Source organism: Corallococcus interemptor (assembly GCF_003668875.1).
GTDB lineage: Bacteria > Myxococcota > Myxococcia > Myxococcales > Myxococcaceae > Corallococcus > Corallococcus interemptor.
On sequence record NZ_RAWM01000078.1, the window covers coordinates 26,337 to 40,615 of the forward strand.

11 protein-coding genes and 1 pseudogene are annotated in these 14,279 nt (G+C 69.5%); 11 read left to right on the plus strand and 1 reads right to left on the minus strand.

All coding sequences use genetic code 11. The features are described from left to right. The first annotated feature begins 62 nt into the window (after positions 1 to 62). Complete coding sequence (locus D7X96_RS24890) at positions 63 to 1,094, plus strand: glycoside hydrolase family 43 protein (RefSeq protein WP_121770887.1); 1,032 nt, start codon at positions 63 to 65, stop codon at positions 1,092 to 1,094. A 40-nt stretch (positions 1,095 to 1,134) separates the two neighbouring features. On the opposite strand, the gene D7X96_RS24895 is transcribed toward D7X96_RS24890, so the two are convergent. Then, the gene (locus D7X96_RS24895) at positions 1,135 to 3,984 is read right to left on the minus strand and encodes a TonB-dependent receptor (protein ID WP_121723051.1); all 2,850 of its coding nucleotides are present in this window, start codon (positions 3,982 to 3,984) and stop codon (positions 1,135 to 1,137) included. 282 nt (positions 3,985 to 4,266) lie between these two features. Between D7X96_RS24895 and D7X96_RS24900 the strand changes: the two genes are divergently transcribed. The 10 genes and pseudogenes from D7X96_RS24900 to D7X96_RS24945 all read left to right on the plus strand — a co-directional run. Next, on the plus strand, positions 4,267 to 5,331 hold the full coding sequence (locus D7X96_RS24900; protein WP_120550128.1) for an aldose epimerase family protein: 1,065 nt from the start codon (positions 4,267 to 4,269) through the stop codon (positions 5,329 to 5,331). A gap of 36 nt (positions 5,332 to 5,367) precedes the next feature. Next, positions 5,368 to 6,504 (plus strand): galactokinase, encoded by a 1,137-nt coding sequence (galK, locus tag D7X96_RS24905; RefSeq protein WP_120550129.1) that lies wholly within the window; start codon positions 5,368 to 5,370, stop codon positions 6,502 to 6,504. 74 nt (positions 6,505 to 6,578) lie between these two features. After that, the gene (locus D7X96_RS24910) at positions 6,579 to 7,676 is read left to right on the plus strand and encodes an ABC transporter ATP-binding protein (protein ID WP_121770888.1); all 1,098 of its coding nucleotides are present in this window, start codon (positions 6,579 to 6,581) and stop codon (positions 7,674 to 7,676) included. Further along, a complete protein-coding gene (locus D7X96_RS24915) occupies positions 7,673 to 8,608 on the plus strand; it encodes a carbohydrate ABC transporter permease (RefSeq protein WP_121724890.1) in 936 nt (311 codons plus the stop codon). Before D7X96_RS24910 ends, D7X96_RS24915 begins: the two co-directional genes overlap by 4 nt. A 4-nt stretch (positions 8,609 to 8,612) precedes the next feature. Continuing rightward, positions 8,613 to 9,437 (plus strand): carbohydrate ABC transporter permease, encoded by an 825-nt coding sequence (locus D7X96_RS24920; protein WP_121770889.1) that lies wholly within the window; start codon positions 8,613 to 8,615, stop codon positions 9,435 to 9,437. 20 nt (positions 9,438 to 9,457) lie between these two features. Continuing rightward, entirely contained in the window at positions 9,458 to 10,768 is a 1,311-nt protein-coding gene (locus D7X96_RS24925; protein WP_121770890.1) for an extracellular solute-binding protein, read from the plus strand. 44 nt (positions 10,769 to 10,812) lie between these two features. Next, positions 10,813 to 11,991 carry a glycoside hydrolase family protein gene (locus D7X96_RS24930; protein WP_121770891.1) on the plus strand — a complete coding sequence of 393 codons (1,179 nt, stop codon included), beginning with the start codon at positions 10,813 to 10,815 and terminating at the stop codon, positions 11,989 to 11,991. 12 nt (positions 11,992 to 12,003) lie between these two features. Beyond that, on the plus strand, positions 12,004 to 13,071 hold the full coding sequence (locus D7X96_RS24935; RefSeq protein WP_121770892.1) for a glycoside hydrolase family 43 protein: 1,068 nt from the start codon (positions 12,004 to 12,006) through the stop codon (positions 13,069 to 13,071). A 22-nt stretch (positions 13,072 to 13,093) separates the two neighbouring features. Continuing rightward, entirely contained in the window at positions 13,094 to 13,930 is an 837-nt protein-coding gene (locus D7X96_RS24940; RefSeq protein WP_120550136.1) for a phytanoyl-CoA dioxygenase family protein, read from the plus strand. 53 nt (positions 13,931 to 13,983) lie between these two features. Beyond that, a pseudogene (locus D7X96_RS24945) lies at positions 13,984 to 14,279 on the plus strand (UTP--glucose-1-phosphate uridylyltransferase); the annotation flags it as partial.

Here is a 14,279-nt window from a genome sequence, read left to right on the forward strand (position 1 = left end):
TGGCTCCACGACCGTGGTGACGCCTGATACCCTCCAGACAAACAGCCTTCAGGAGAACTCCCTTGTCCGGCATCGGCAGCACATCGTTCCGCGGCGTTCTCGCCGCCGCCCTGGTCCTGAATGGCTGTGCCACGAAGAGCGAGACGCCCCCTCGGGCCGGCGTGTCCTTCCCGCCCGTGTTCCGGGCCAACTTCCCGGACCCGTTCATCCTCGAGCACGAGGGGCGCTACCTCGCCTATGCGACGAATGACGGCGCCAACGTGCAGATGGCGGCCTCCACCGACCTGATGAACTGGCGGCTGCTCATGGAGGAGGGGGCGTCCGGCCGCAAGCACGACGCAATGCCTGTCCTGCCCACGTGGGCGAAGGAAGGCTTCACCTGGGCCCCCGAGGTGCTGAAGACCGACGCCGGCTACGTGCTCTATTTCACCGCACGTCACACGGCCAATGGCCTGCAGTGCATTGGCGCCGCGACCAGCCAGGATCCGCTCGGGCCGTTCACGTCGGAGGCCTCCGCGCCCCTCGTCTGCCAGGAGGCGCTCGGCGGCACCATCGACGCGAGCCCCTTCCGGGCCCCGGACGGGCAGCTCTACCTCTACTTCAAGAACGACGGGAACCACTCCGCCTTCAACAAGCCGACGGAGCTCTTCGCCCAGCGGCTCTCCCAGGACGGACTCCAGCTCGTGGGCGAGCCTGTCTCGCTCGTGCGCAATGACAAACCCTGGGAGCGGCACGTGGTGGAGGCGCCCACCATGGTGGAGCGGGGTGGGGCGTACTTCCTGTTCTTCTCCGCCGGGGACTATGGCTGGCAGGACTCGGAGCGCGTGTCGAGCTACGCCGTCGGCTACGCCACCTGCGAGGGGCCGCTGGGCCCCTGCGTGGATGCGCCCACCAATCCGTTCCTCGCCAGCACGTCCCAGCCCTGCCTCAGCGGCCCCGGTCATCAGGCCGTGTTCCAGGCCGGCGGCAAGGACCTGATGGCCTTCCACTCCTGGTCCGCGACCCCGTCCTGCGGGCCCGCGAACCAGGGCCGCTTCATGCACCTCGCCGAACTGTCATGGCAGAACGGCGTGCCCCGCCTGGCCCCGCGCTGAAGCTCCCGGCTCAGGGAGCTCCAACGCGGACCGGTGGGCGCTAGATGCGGAAGCGCAGGCCCAGCGCGAAGATGCTCTCCTCGTAGCGCACGTCGCGGGGGTACGTGTCACCCTCGGGCGTGAACTGCCGGAAGCTGCGGTAGGGATTGCCGAGGATGTTGGACGCGTCGAACGTGAAGGAGAGGCCGTCCAGCGGCTTCGACTTCCAGGGCGCGAAGCTCGCGGAGAAGTCGAGCCGCGCGACGCCGTCCACGTACTCGCCCGTGAAGCCGTCGCCGTCGGGGTTCTGGACGTAGCTGGTGATCCACCGCGAGCGGCGGTTGTACGCCAGCCGCGCGGAGAGCCCGTCGCGCTCGTACATGGCGACGAGGTTGTAGGACCACTTGGACACGCCGGGGATGCGGCCCGTCTCGCCCAGCGCCAGGTTGAAGCCCGTGGGGAAGGCCTGCTCGTCGTCCAGGTACGTGACGTTCGCGTAGACGCCGAAGCCCCTCGCGAAGCCCTCCGGGAGGAAGTCGAAGAACGTGCCGACGGACGCCTCGAAGCCCTGGATGCTGCCCTCGCCGCCGTTCACAGGGATGTTCACGCGCACCCGGTCCGCCCCGTAGGTGGGGTCGTCCCGCGTCACATCCAGGTTCGTGATGAAGCCCTTGATGTCCCGGTGGAACAGGGCGAGTGACGCCATGCCGGTCTGCAGGAAGTAGTACTCCAGCGAGGCGTCGTAGTTGTTGGAGCGCACGGGCTCCAGGTCCGGGTTGCCGCCGCTGCCGGTGATCTGACAGCCCGGCGGCGGGTTCGGATCATTCAGACAGGGCGGGGGCGAGCCGAGGGTGACGGGGCGCATCTGGTCGAAGCCCGGACGCGTGCGCGTCTGGTTGGCGGTGAGCCGCAGCTGCACGCCAGGGACGAGGCGGATGCGCGTGGTGGCGTTGGGGAGCAGGTTGGTGTAGCTGCCGCTGCCCTTCTGGACGACGCCGTCCACCGACGTGGTGGAGACCTCCGTGTGCGTGCCCACCACGCGGACGCCGACGACGCCGTCCACCGGCACGCTGCCGATCTTGAACGCATAGCGGCCCTGGCCGTAGCCGGCATAGGTCTGCTCGCTCGCGTCGAAGATGCGCAGCCGCTCCGGGTCGCCCGGGTTGAAGCCCTGGATGGCGCGCAGCTGCTCCACGTTGTTGCGGAGGCTGTCATACGTCGGCACCACCCACGTGCGCGTCCGCTGGATGTCCCCGCCGCCGCGGAAGCCGCCGCGGAACACATGGAGGTCCACCGGCATGTCGGTGAGCGGCGTCCCGGCCGCCAGGCCGCAGGGCGCGCCGGGGTTGCCGCCGTCATCGTCGGCGCAGTAGCGCTGGCCGTTCTCCTGGTAGGCGTCGCGCGTCGTGGCCCGGAGGCCGAACTCGATGGTCGGGAGGAAGGACACGCCCGTCCGCAAGTCGGCGTCCGCGCGGGCCTGCCAGTCGTCACCCGCCGCGACATACGAGCGGTCGAAGAAGCCGACGTAGCGGTAGTTGGCGGCGTCCGTCAGGTCGTAGTCCTGCAGCATGAACTCCATGCCGCCGGGCCCGCGGGGCACGTCGAAGTTGACGTCGAACGTGGGGGAGGTGGCCAGCTCCTGGTCGAAGCTGTAGAGCGACAGGTCGAACCGGCTGTTCGTCCGCGCGACGTCGGCCGTGACGCGCAGCGGCCCCGCGTCGTACACGCCGCCGATGGCGACCTGGACGGTGTCCGTCTTGCGTTCGGTGGCGCCCTGGAACATGAACGGCCGGGCGGCGTTCTCCACCGTCATGCTCTGCGCCTGGTCCGTCGTGCCCGGACGCAGCGTCACGTTGGTGTAGCGGTGGCCGTCGCCCCACAGCCGCATCTCCAGCTGACGGTCGGAGACCTGGTCGCGGTAGCCCTGCCAGAGTCCGTCGACATAGAACTCGAGCGCGTCATTCGGCTTCCACTGCACGGAGGCGTTGACGGACGGCCGCTCGCGCTGGCCTCCGCCGTAGAAGATGCCCACCACGTCCGGGGAGACGAACTGCTGGCCCGTGACGGCGTCCGTGCCGGGATTGATGAAGCCGGTGTTCCAGCGCGCGGAGTCCAGGTAGTTGAGGCGGGTGTAGGAGAGGTTGACCAGCGCGCCCAGCTCGCCCGCGCCGGTCTTCCAGCGGTCGGTGATGAGCAGGTTGGCGTTCGGATCCGCCCGGCCGGACTGGTTGGCGTAGGAACCCCGCACGGCGCCGGAGACCTCGAAGCCGTCGAAGTCGAACGGCCGGCGGGAGCGCACGTCGATGAGGCCCGCGAGGCCGCCCTCGACCTGATCGGCCGTCGTGGACTTGAAGACCTCCAGCGCCGCGATGCCGCCCGCCGGGAAGTCCGCGAGGGCGACGCTGCGCGTCTCCGCCGTGAAGATCTCCCGGCCGTTGTAGGTCGTCGTGAGGTCGGGCAGGCCGCGCACCAGCACCTGGCCGTTCGCCTCGCCGCGGGCGCGGTCCACCTGGACGCCCGGGATGCGCGCCGCCGTCTCGGAGACGGTCACGTCCGGCAGCTTGCCAATGTCCTGCGCCACCACCGTGTCGACGATCTGGTCGGAGTCGCGCTTGATGGTCTGCGCCTGCTGCATGCTGCGCTGGAGGCCGACGACGACGACCTCCTCGTAGAACTCGTCAGCGCCGACGTCGTAGGGCTCGGTGGCTTCGGCGTACGTGCCTGCGTCCACCTGCTGCGGGGGGGCCTGCACCACGGTCCCGGCGTCCGTCCCGGCGTCAGGGGCGGACGGCGTGTTCTCCGCGGTCCGCAGGGGCGCATCCGCCTGGGCCGCAAGGGCTCCGGACGGGGCGGTGGAGAGCATCAGCAGCGCGAGGGAGGTCGGACAAGGAAGAAACTTCTTCAAACGCATCCAGTGCTCTCCTAAAATTTCATGCAATCCTGGTTTGTTCGGGTGGCATCTGCCTTAGGGTCTGGAGGGTGTCAAGACGAGTTATCAGTGTTTCGTGGCGTCCCGGGCCAAGAGGAAAGATAAGACTCTCTGCGTCATGGATTGGACCTATGTCCACTTGTCTGTGATTCGTGGACCCGGGGACGTGCGCGGGTTCACCCGGAGCGGGGTTTCCAGCTCTTGCTTCCGGCGCGAGATCGCCTGACGTAGTCTCGCGCGCCCATCTTCATCGCAGGAGGCCGCGTGGAGCGGAGTCCCTTTGGTACGGCCCCGGGCGGTCAGCCGGTGGATGTCTACACGCTCACCAACCGGCAGGGGATGGAGGCGCGCGTCACGAACTACGGCGGCATCCTCCTGAGCCTGCGCGTGCCGGACCGGGACGGCCGCTTCGACGACGTGGTGCTGGGCTACGACGCGCTGGCGGACTACGTGGCGGAGTCCCCGTACTTTGGCGCGCTGGTCGGCCGCTATGGCAACCGCATCGCGCGGGGCCGCTTCACGCTCGACGGCCGGCAGTACACGCTGGCGACGAACAACGGGGTGAACCACCTGCACGGCGGGCTCAAGGGCTTCGACAAGGTGGTGTGGACGGCGGCGCCCTTCGAGGATGCTCAGGGCATGGGCCTGGTCCTCACCTACGTCAGCCCCGACGGCGAGGAGGGCTATCCGGGGACGCTGACGGCGCGGGTGACGTACACGCTGACCGCCGGCAACGCGCTCGTCTTCGACTACCACGCCACCACGGACAGGCCCACGCCGGTCAACCTCACGCAGCACAGCTACTTCAACCTCGCGGGCGACGGGCAGCGCGACATCCTGGACCATGTCGTCACGTTCAACGCGGACCGCTTCGTCCCGATTGACGCGACGTCCATCCCGCTGGGGCCGCTGCGCGACGTGACGGGCACGCCGTTCGACTTCCGGCGGCCCACCGCCATTGGCGCGCGCATCCGGCAGGACGACGAGCAGCTGCGCAACGGGATTGGCTATGACCACTGCCTCGTGCTCGACAAGGGGGGCCAGCCCGGCGCGCTGACGCGGGCCGCGCACGTGCTGGAGCCCACCACCGGCCGGGTGATGGAGGTCCACACCACGGAGCCGGGCATGCAGTTCTATTCCGGCAACTTCCTGGACGGCACGCTGAAGGGGAAGCGGGGCGCCGTCTACCACCACCGCTTCGGCTTCGCGCTGGAGACCCAGCACCTGCCAGACTCACCGAACCAGCCGGCCTTCCCCTCCACCATCCTGCGCCCGGGCGAAGAGTACCGCTCGCGCACCGTGTACCGCTTCTCCGTCTCTGGAGCGTGAAGCTCCACTCGCGTCCCCACCCTGGTGAATACATCCATGACGCTTCGCGAACAGGTCGAGCAGGACTTCCACCGGCGCTTCGGCGCGGCCCCCACCGCCGTCGTGCGGGCCCCGGGCCGCGTCAACCTCATCGGTGAGCACACCGACTACAACGACGGCTTCGTGCTCCCCATCGCCATCGACCGCGAGGTGTGGATCGCCTTGCGTCCGCGCGAGGACCGCCGCGTCGTCGTCCACTCGCTCGACTACGGCGAGTCCCTGTCCTTCGAGATCGGGCCGCTGTCTCGCGCCGGCAAGGAGTGGGGTGAGTACCTCAAGGGTGTCGCCTGGGCGCTGCAGGAGGCCGGCCACACGCTGAAGGGCTGGGAGGGCGTGATGGGCGGGGACGTGCCGCGGGGCGCGGGGCTCTCCTCGTCCGCCGCCGTGGAGCTGGCCACGCTGCGCGCCTTCGCCACGGTGAGCGGCCTGCCGTGGCAGCCCTCCACCATGGCGCTGCTCGGCCAGCGCGTGGAGAACCAGTGGATGGGCCTCAACACCGGCATCATGGACCAGATGATCGTCGCGGGCGGACGCAAGGGCCACGCGCTGCTCATCGACTGCCGCGACCTGTCGCTCCAGCCCGTGCGCCTTCCCCAGGGCGCCGTGGTCGTCGTGCTCGACACGGGGACGCGCCGGGGGCTGGTGGACTCCGCCTACAACGAGCGCCGGAGCCAGTGCGAGGCCGCCGCGCGCTTCTTCGGCGTCAAGGCGCTGCGGGATGTGGACCGGGACACCTTCATGGAGCGGGAGGACGCACTGGACCCGCTGGTGCGCCAGCGCGCGCAGCACGTCATCACGGAGAACGACCGCACCGTGCAGGCCGCCGAGGCGATGCGCGACGGAAACCTGTCGCGGCTGGGCCAGCTGATGGACGCAAGCCATGACAGCCTGCGCGACGACTTCGAGGTCACCAACGAGGCGCTCGACACCATCGTCATGCTGGCGCGAGAGGAGCCTGGCTGCCTGGGCGCCCGGATGACGGGCGCGGGCTTCGGCGGCTGCGCGGTGGCGCTCGTCGAAACCGAGCACGCCGACGCGTTCGTCCAGAGCGTCCACGCGAAGTACGCGCAGGCCACGGGGAACACGCCGCAGTGCTACGTGTGCCAGGCCGCGGACGGGGCGAACGTCGTCTGACGTGCCCCCGGGTGTGGAGCCCTGAACCTCTCTTGTCAGTCCGGGGCGCTTGCCGCCCCCCAGGAACGTGAACGATGGCGGATGTGCTGCTTCGGGATGTGCGGAAGCAATATGGCTCGCAGGCGGTGATTCACGGTGTCTCGCTCGAGCTGCGACACCGCGAGTTCATCGTCTTCGTCGGCCCCTCGGGGTGCGGCAAGTCCACGCTGCTGCGGATGATCGCCGGCCTGGAGGAGGTGAGCGGCGGTGAAATCTCCATTGGCGGGCGCCGGGTCAACGACACGCCAGCGGGTGACCGCGGCATCGCCATGGTCTTCCAGAACTACGCCCTCTATCCGCACATGACGGCGGCCGGCAACATGGCCTTCGGCCTGCGCAACATCGGCACGCCGCGCGCTGAAATCGAAGAGCGCGTGGCGAGCGCCGCGAAGACGCTGCAGATCGAACACCTGCTCAACCGCCGCCCCTCGCAGATGTCCGGCGGCCAGCGCCAGCGAATCGCCATTGGGCGCGCCATCGTCCGCCGGCCCGACGTCTTCCTCTTCGACGAGCCGCTCTCCAACCTGGACGCGGCGCTGCGGGTGCAGATGCGCGTGGAGCTGGTGCAGCTCCACCAGCGGCTGGAGGCGACGTCCATCTACGTCACCCACGACCAGGTCGAGGCGATGACCATGGCGGATCGCATCGTCGTCTTCCGCGACGGGCGCATCGAACAGGTGGGCACGCCGCTGGAGGTCTACCGGTCGCCCGCGAACACCTTCGTCGCCGGCTTCATGGGCGCCCCCAAGATGAACCTGCTCCAGGCGCGGGTGGTGGCCGTCAGCCCCGGCGTGGTGGAGGTCGCCCTGCCGGGCGGCCGGGCCGTGCTCCCCGCCGAGGGCCGCACGCTGGCGGCGGACGCGCCTGTCACCTTCGGCGTCCGTCCGGAGCACGTCCGGCCGACATCGGGGGAGGGCGTCTTCCGGGGACACGCGCGGGCCATTGAACGGCTGGGGCGCGAAACGCTGCTGCACGTGGTGGGGGCGGACGGGGCCACGCTCATCGCCACCGACACGGGGGACAGCACCGTCCGCCTTGGCGACACGGTGTCGCTCGCGATTGAACCCGGCCAGGGCCGGCTCTTTGGCGCGGATGGAATGGCCCTGCCTCCCGCCGCCGCGAGCGCCGCATGAGTGTCCAGGCCACGAGTGTCGTCCCGGTCCAGGCTCCTGAGGCCGGCTCGCGCAACGGAAGCCTTGCGCGCCAGCGCAACGCCGTCGCCGGATATGCCTTCCTGGCGCCCTTCCTCCTGTTCTACGGCGTCTTCCTGCTCTACCCCTTCGCGCTCGGCCTGTGGATGAGCCTGCACGACTGGGAGATCGTCGGGGACTATCGCGAGTACATCGGCTTCTTGAACTACGTGGAGCTGTGGGACGACCCGTACTTCTGGGACGCCCTCAAGCGCACCCTGCAGTTCGCCGCCATGACGGCCCCTGCCGCGACGTTGCTGGGCCTGGTCCTGGCGCTGGCGCTCCAGAAGCCGTTGCGCATCTACGCCGCGCTGCGGGCCGTGTTCTTCGCCTCCAACATCTTCTCCGTCACCGTCGTCACCCTGGTGTGGGCCATGGTGCTCAACCCCGACCGCGGCCTCATCGCCAACGGCCTGCGCGCGGTGGGCCTTCAGCCCATCGCCTTCCTGGCCGACAAGGACTGGGCGATGCCGGCGCTGATGGTGACCTCCCTGTGGTGGACCGCCGGCCTCCCGATGGCGCTCTTCCTCGCCGGCCTCCAGCAGATCCCTCCGGAGGTCTACGAGGCGGCCCGGCTGGACAAGGCGTCGCGGTGGGCGGTGCTGCGGCACATCACGCTTCCGGCGCTCGCGCGCACCACGCTGCTCGTGGTGGTGCTCCAGACGGTGATGCACCTCCAGGTGTTCGGCCAGCCGCTGCTGATGACGCGCGGCGGGCCCGCCAACTCCACCCGGCCGCTGGTGCAGCTCATCTACGAGACGAGTTTCCGCGACTGGCGCTCCGGCTACGCGTCCGCCGTCTCGACGGTGTTGTTCGTCCTGATGTTCGGCGTGGCGCTGCTGCAGTTCCGCCTGTCGCGGCAGGAAGGGGAGTGAGGCGATGAACCGGACCCTGACGGACCGCCTCATCCTCGCCTTGGTGGTGGCCGCCGCCTTCGTGTGGATGATGCCGATGCTGTGGGTGCTGACCCTGTCGCTCAAGCCCAACGAGGAGCTGGTGCGCTCCACGAACGGCATCATCCCCTGGCCGCGCACCCTGGAGCACTTCGCCACGTTGCTGCGGGTGTCCCTGACGCCGCGCTGGCTGCTCAACAGCGTGGTGGTCGCCGTGGGCATGACGGCGGCCACGCTGCTGCTGTCGTCGCTCGCGGGCTACGCGTTCGCCCGCATCGACTTTCCCGGGCGCCGCGCCGTCTTCCTGCTGGTGATGGCCGGGCTCATGGTGCCCGAGCAGGCCATCCTCGTGCCCTTGCACGCCATGTTCGCGGACTGGGAGCTGCACAACACGTACTTCTCTCTCATTGCCCCGCGCCTGGCCGGGCCGATGGGCGTGTTCCTGATGACGCAGTTCTTCAAGGCGGTTCCCCGCGAACTGGAGGAGGCCGCGGAACTCGACAACGCGGGCCGCTTCAAGATCTTCTGGTCGGTGATGCTGCCGCTGTCGCGTCCCGCGCTGACGACGCTGGGCATCTTCACCTTCCTGTTCGCGTGGAACGACTTCCTCTGGCCCGTCGTCACCGCGACGCAGCCGGAGATGTACACGCTCAGCGTCGGACTGGGTTCGTTGCAGGGCAACTTCGCGATGTCGGAGGGGCTCGGCTTCCTGATGGCGTCGGCCGTGTTCGCCAGCGCCCCGATGCTCCTGCTCTACGTCGTGTTCCAACGCTACATCGTGCAAGGCATCGCCATCACTGGCGGCAAGTAGCCGGAAATGGAGCCGCTCCCATGAAGATGAAGACGCTCCTGCTGGCCGCGATGCTTGGCACCAGCTCCGCACAGGCCGGGACGGAGATCACCCTGTTCCGCTTCTTTGGCGGTTGCAGCGACGCGTACGCCAACGTCACGGACGTGACGAAGGCGGTGGGCGAGTGCGGCATCGTCCAGGTGCTGACCAACAAGTTCAACGCGGAGAACACGGACGGCATCACCGTCAAGACGCAGTCGGTGGAGTGGGGCGTCTACTACGACCGGCTGAGCGCCAACGTCGCGGGCCGCACCCCGCCGGACATCGCCGTCATGCACCGCAGCGTCCTGCCGAACTACCAGGTGCGAAACCTCCTGCTGCCGCTGGGCAAGGACTTCGCGGCGGTGGGCATCGACGTCGCGGACTTCGTGCCGGCGGCGCGCGAGGGCGTCACCGCCAACGGCGAGCTCTGGGCGCTGCCGTTCGACCTCCACGCCCTGCTGTGGCACGTCAACGCCGACCTGTTCATCCAGGCGGGGCTCGTGGATGAGCAGGGCCAGCCGAAGCTGCCCCGAAGCCCCGCCGAGCTGATGCAGCACGCCGCGACGATGAAGGCGAAGACGGGCAAGGCCTACTTCGCCATCCCCTCCGGCGCGGACCCGATGCCCTCCTGGCAGTACCTCAGCTGGGTCTGGCAGCAGGGCGGCAACATCGTGGACGCGCAGAAGAAGGAGGCGCTGCTGGAGTCGAAGGAGAGCCGGGAGGCGCTGCGCCTGCTGGACGCGCTCTACGCGGCGGGCGCCGCCAATCCCCAGCACGACTACGCCGCCGCGCAGCAGGCCTTCCTCGCCGGCGACGCGGCGGTGCTGGTGAACGGCACCTGGGGTGTGGACACGTACGCGGCCCAGGCCGCCACGGCGAAGTCAGGCCTCAAGAACTACGTCGTGCGGGACATGCCCTCCCTCTACGGCAGGGAGGCCGTCTGGTCCGACAGCCACACATGGGTCATGCCGAAGCAGCCGAAGCCGGATGCCGCGAAGCAGAAGGCGGCGCTCACCTTCCTGAAGTTCCTCAACGACAACAGCCTCCAGTGGGCCCGGACCGGGCACCTGCCGGTGCGCGTCTCGGTGCTGCAGAGCGCACCGATGAAGGCCCTGCCGCACCGGGCGGAGTACACGCGCACCGCCACCATCGCCACGGCGCTGCCGCCCATCCAGTACCAGCGTGCGCTGGGCGACCTGCTGGTCAACGAGCTGAACTCCACCTGGCTGGTCCAGAAGGATCCGGACAAGGCCCTGGCGGATTCCCAGCGGGCGGCCGCGAGCATCCTGCGCCGCTCCCGTCGCAGATAGCCCCTTCCACGTTTCCTTTGCCTCCACTCGCATCACGCGCCCCCATGACATCTTCCGTTCTTCCTCCGGACGCGACGCGTACGCTCGGCGACATTGTCGCGAACCTGCCGAGGGTCCCCGAACCGCTCGTCGATGAGACGCTGCCAGACCCCTTCGTGCTGCGACTGACGGCGGCGAGCCCCGGTGGCGCGCGCACCGCGGGACTCTGGCTGGTGGCCACCACCAATGATCAGCCGTTCGCCTTCCGGCTGTATCGCTTCGACGGCGGCCGCTGGGTGCCGCACCTGAAGGATGGCAGGCCTTGCGCCATCTTCCCCGAAGGAAGGATCCCCGCGTGGTGGAACGCCGGTGAGCTGGATCCGCTCTCTCCGGGCCTGCCCCGGGACCTCGTCGTGGCTCGCTGGGCCCCTGAGATCGACGTGCGCCACGGGCTGCTCACGCTGCACTACACCGCGAGGGACCGCGCAGGCATCCTGCGCTCCGCCTACGCCACGGCCACCGCCATCGACGGCGAGTGGACGGACCATGGCTTCCTGGACATCAACGTCCGCGTGAAGGACCTGGCGCCTGGCTATCCGGGCGGGCCCGCCGGCGGGAACCCCGTGGTGGGGATGATTGATGGCCACGTGGCCGCGGCGGTCGGCGCGGACGGGAAGGAGCGCACGTTCCTGCTCACCAAGGTGGACGGCAACGGGCTGCAGTGGACGGACCCGGCGACGGGGCAGCGCCACAAGGCGTCCACGCCCATCCTGTCGCATGCGTTCCGGCAGGAGTCCGATGGCCGCATCACGCTCCTGGGCCCGGCGAAGGTCCTGCTCACCAATGGCCCGCATCACGACGGACTGGTCGAGGGCCAGTTCGTGGTGCATGAGAACGGTCAGTCCTACCTCTTCTACAGCGCGGGCTTCTTCGGCAACGCCGAGTACCGCACGTACGTCGCGAAGGTGGACCTGCTGGCGCACGAGGTGCGGGACGAAAGGCTCCTCATCGACAGCCAGAGCCCGGCGCTCGGCGGGCAATGGAATGGCCCGGGTCATCCCTCGTTCGTGCAGGTGGGCGAGGGCCTCCACGCGATGTACCTGCACGCATGGCGCAACGGCACTGAGTACTCCAAGGACGGGGACCAGCGCAGGGCCCTCCAGTTCCATGTCGCCTTCCGGGACCTGGAGGGCCGCCCGTGTGAGCCGTTCGTCGTGGAAGCGCGTTTCTCCACCCCGGCCTGACGAAAGCCTCGGATGCCACTCCTGCCACTGCTGGTCCTCGGCGCCGCACTGACGGCCGCGACCTATACCAACCCTGTCTTCGACGAGGACTTCCCGGACCCCACCGTCCTCGACGCGGGCGGTGGGTGGTACTACGCCTACGCGACGCAGGGCACCGTCGCCGGCAAGGTGCAGAACGTCCAGGCGGCCCGCACGCGCGACCTCGTGAAGTGGGAGCGCGTGGGCGACGCGCTGCCCGTGAAGCCCACGTGGGCGTCGACGACGCAGATGTTCTGGGCGCCGGACGTCCACCGTCGCGGGCGTAAGTTCTTCCTGTACTTCTCCGCCACCCTGGACCCCGAGCGTGCGGAGAGCTTCAAGAAGGAGCGGGGCGCGGTGGACAGCCCGGAGGGCGTCTTCTGCCTGGGTGTCGCCACTGCGTCCAAGCCCGAGGGCCCGTTCCGCGACAGCGGGCGTCCGCTCGTGTGCGGGCTGTCCTTCGTCAACATCGACCCGATGGCCTTCGATGACGCGCGCACGGGGCGCAAGTACCTCTACTGGGGTTCGGGCTTCCAGCCCATCCGCGTGCAGGAGCTGGCGGCGGACGGGCTCTCCTTCAAGAAGGGGAGCGCTCCCACGGAGCTGGTGCGCGCGGACAAGGGCGTCCCGTTCCAGTCCCTGGTCGAGGGCGCGTGGGTCGTCCAGCGCGACGGCTACTACTACCTCTTCTATTCGGGCGAGAACTGCTGCCACGGCCCGCTGCAGGACGTGAAGTACGCGGCCCTGGTGGCGCGCTCCCGCACCCCCACCGGCCCCTTCGAGACGCTGGCGCATGCGACGGGCGCGCCCGACAGCGCCGTGCTGCGCCGGAGCGAGGCGTGGGTCGCGCCGGGCCACAACTCCGTCTTCACCGACCGCAAGGGGCAGGACTGGATTGCCTACCACGCCATCGACGTGCGGCGTCCCTACGTCGAGGAGGTCATCGGCCAGGACCGCGCGGTGCGCCGCCCCATGTTGATGGACCGGCTCACGTGGAAGGACGGATGGCCGCGCGTCGAGGGCGGGATGCCTTCCGCGGGCCCCGTGGCCGCGCCGCGCTGACCGGCAAGTGAGGAGAGGGAACATGAGCACCGTGCACGCACCGCAAGAAACCCACGAGCCGGCCGACCTCCTGCGCGGCCTCTACGGCGACGGCATCATCGGGCTGAAGGGCGCCTTCCCACGCGACTGGGCCGTGCGGATGCGCGAGGACATCGAGACGCTCTTCGCCGAGGCCCGGCAGGTCCCCGGCGGTGCGCTGCCTCGCGGGCCGCAGCGCTGGTACGTGGAGGTGCACCCGGAGCGCATCCGGGGCTTCGTCGACATCGCCACGCACCCGTGGTTCGTCGCCGTCTGCGAGGCGGTGCTCGGCCCCGGCTATCGCATCGTCGAGGTGGGCTTCGACGTTCCCTTCCCGGGCGCGGCGGACCAGCCCTGGCACCGCGACTTCGCCGCGCCGGAGGCCACGACGAAGGGCCGCCGCCTCAACTCGCTGGCCTTCAACCTGACCGCCGTGGACACCATCCCGGAGATGGGCCCGTTCGAGGTCGCGCCCGGGACACAGTGGGATCAATTCGAGGGCTGCCCCAAGGGCATGTTCCCCCCTCGCGAGCTCTGGCCGCGCTACATCGCCCGAGCGGTCCCGAAGCTGCCGCGCATGGGCGACCTCTCCGCCCGCTCCGCGCTGACGATCCATCGGGGCACCGCCAACCGCTCGGACCAGTCGCGTCCGGTGCTGGTGGTGGGCGTGGATGCGCCGGACGCGACGAACGCGAACCACCATGACCTGCAGGTGACACGGCGCTATCTGGAGTCCCTGCCACCCCGCGTCCGCGAGCACCTCACCTACCGCGTGGTCGATACGCTCCAGACCGTGGTGCAGCATCACACCATCGAAGGGCTGCTGAAGCCCGCGTACTGACTTGGGACGTGGGGCCGATGCGTTTCGGTGGAGGGCGCTCTATCCTCCCGCGCGTGAAGACCCAGACCCCGGATGTGGATGCAGAACTGGATGATCCCCGGCTCGCGCGTGACGGCTTCGACGCGGCCAGCTTCCGGGCGCTGCTCGCCCGCTACCAGCGCGGAGAGCTGACGGAGGCCCTGTCGCTGGCGGGCCCGCTCGAACCGCCACGGCCGGGGGATGTCCAACCGCTGCCCGCCGAGGGCACCCCGGCCCACGAAGCCTGCCGTGCGTTGGGAGAGCAGGCGTTCCGCGACGGCGCGGTGGCCGCCCTGGTGGTGGCAGGTGGGGCGGGGACGCGGTTTGGCGG

Bases quoted from the DNA above. Each gene is read 5' to 3' on its own strand.
- D7X96_RS24930 (WP_121770891.1), top strand. From the start codon at position 10,813: ATGACATCTTCCGTTCTTCCTCCGGACGCGACGCGTACGCTCGGCGAC.
- D7X96_RS24920 (WP_121770889.1), top strand. From the start codon at position 8,613: ATGAACCGGACCCTGACGGACCGCCTCATCCTCGCCTTGGTGGTGGCC.
- D7X96_RS24925 (WP_121770890.1), top strand. From the start codon at position 9,458: ATGAAGATGAAGACGCTCCTGCTGGCCGCGATGCTTGGCACCAGCTCC.
- D7X96_RS24940 (WP_120550136.1), top strand. From the start codon at position 13,094: ATGAGCACCGTGCACGCACCGCAAGAAACCCACGAGCCGGCCGACCTC.
- D7X96_RS24895 (WP_121723051.1), bottom strand. From the start codon at position 3,984: ATGCGTTTGAAGAAGTTTCTTCCTTGTCCGACCTCCCTCGCGCTGCTG.
- D7X96_RS24915 (WP_121724890.1), top strand. From the start codon at position 7,673: ATGAGTGTCCAGGCCACGAGTGTCGTCCCGGTCCAGGCTCCTGAGGCC.
- D7X96_RS24935 (WP_121770892.1), top strand. From the start codon at position 12,004: ATGCCACTCCTGCCACTGCTGGTCCTCGGCGCCGCACTGACGGCCGCG.
- galK (WP_120550129.1), top strand. From the start codon at position 5,368: ATGACGCTTCGCGAACAGGTCGAGCAGGACTTCCACCGGCGCTTCGGC.
- D7X96_RS24910 (WP_121770888.1), top strand. From the start codon at position 6,579: ATGGCGGATGTGCTGCTTCGGGATGTGCGGAAGCAATATGGCTCGCAG.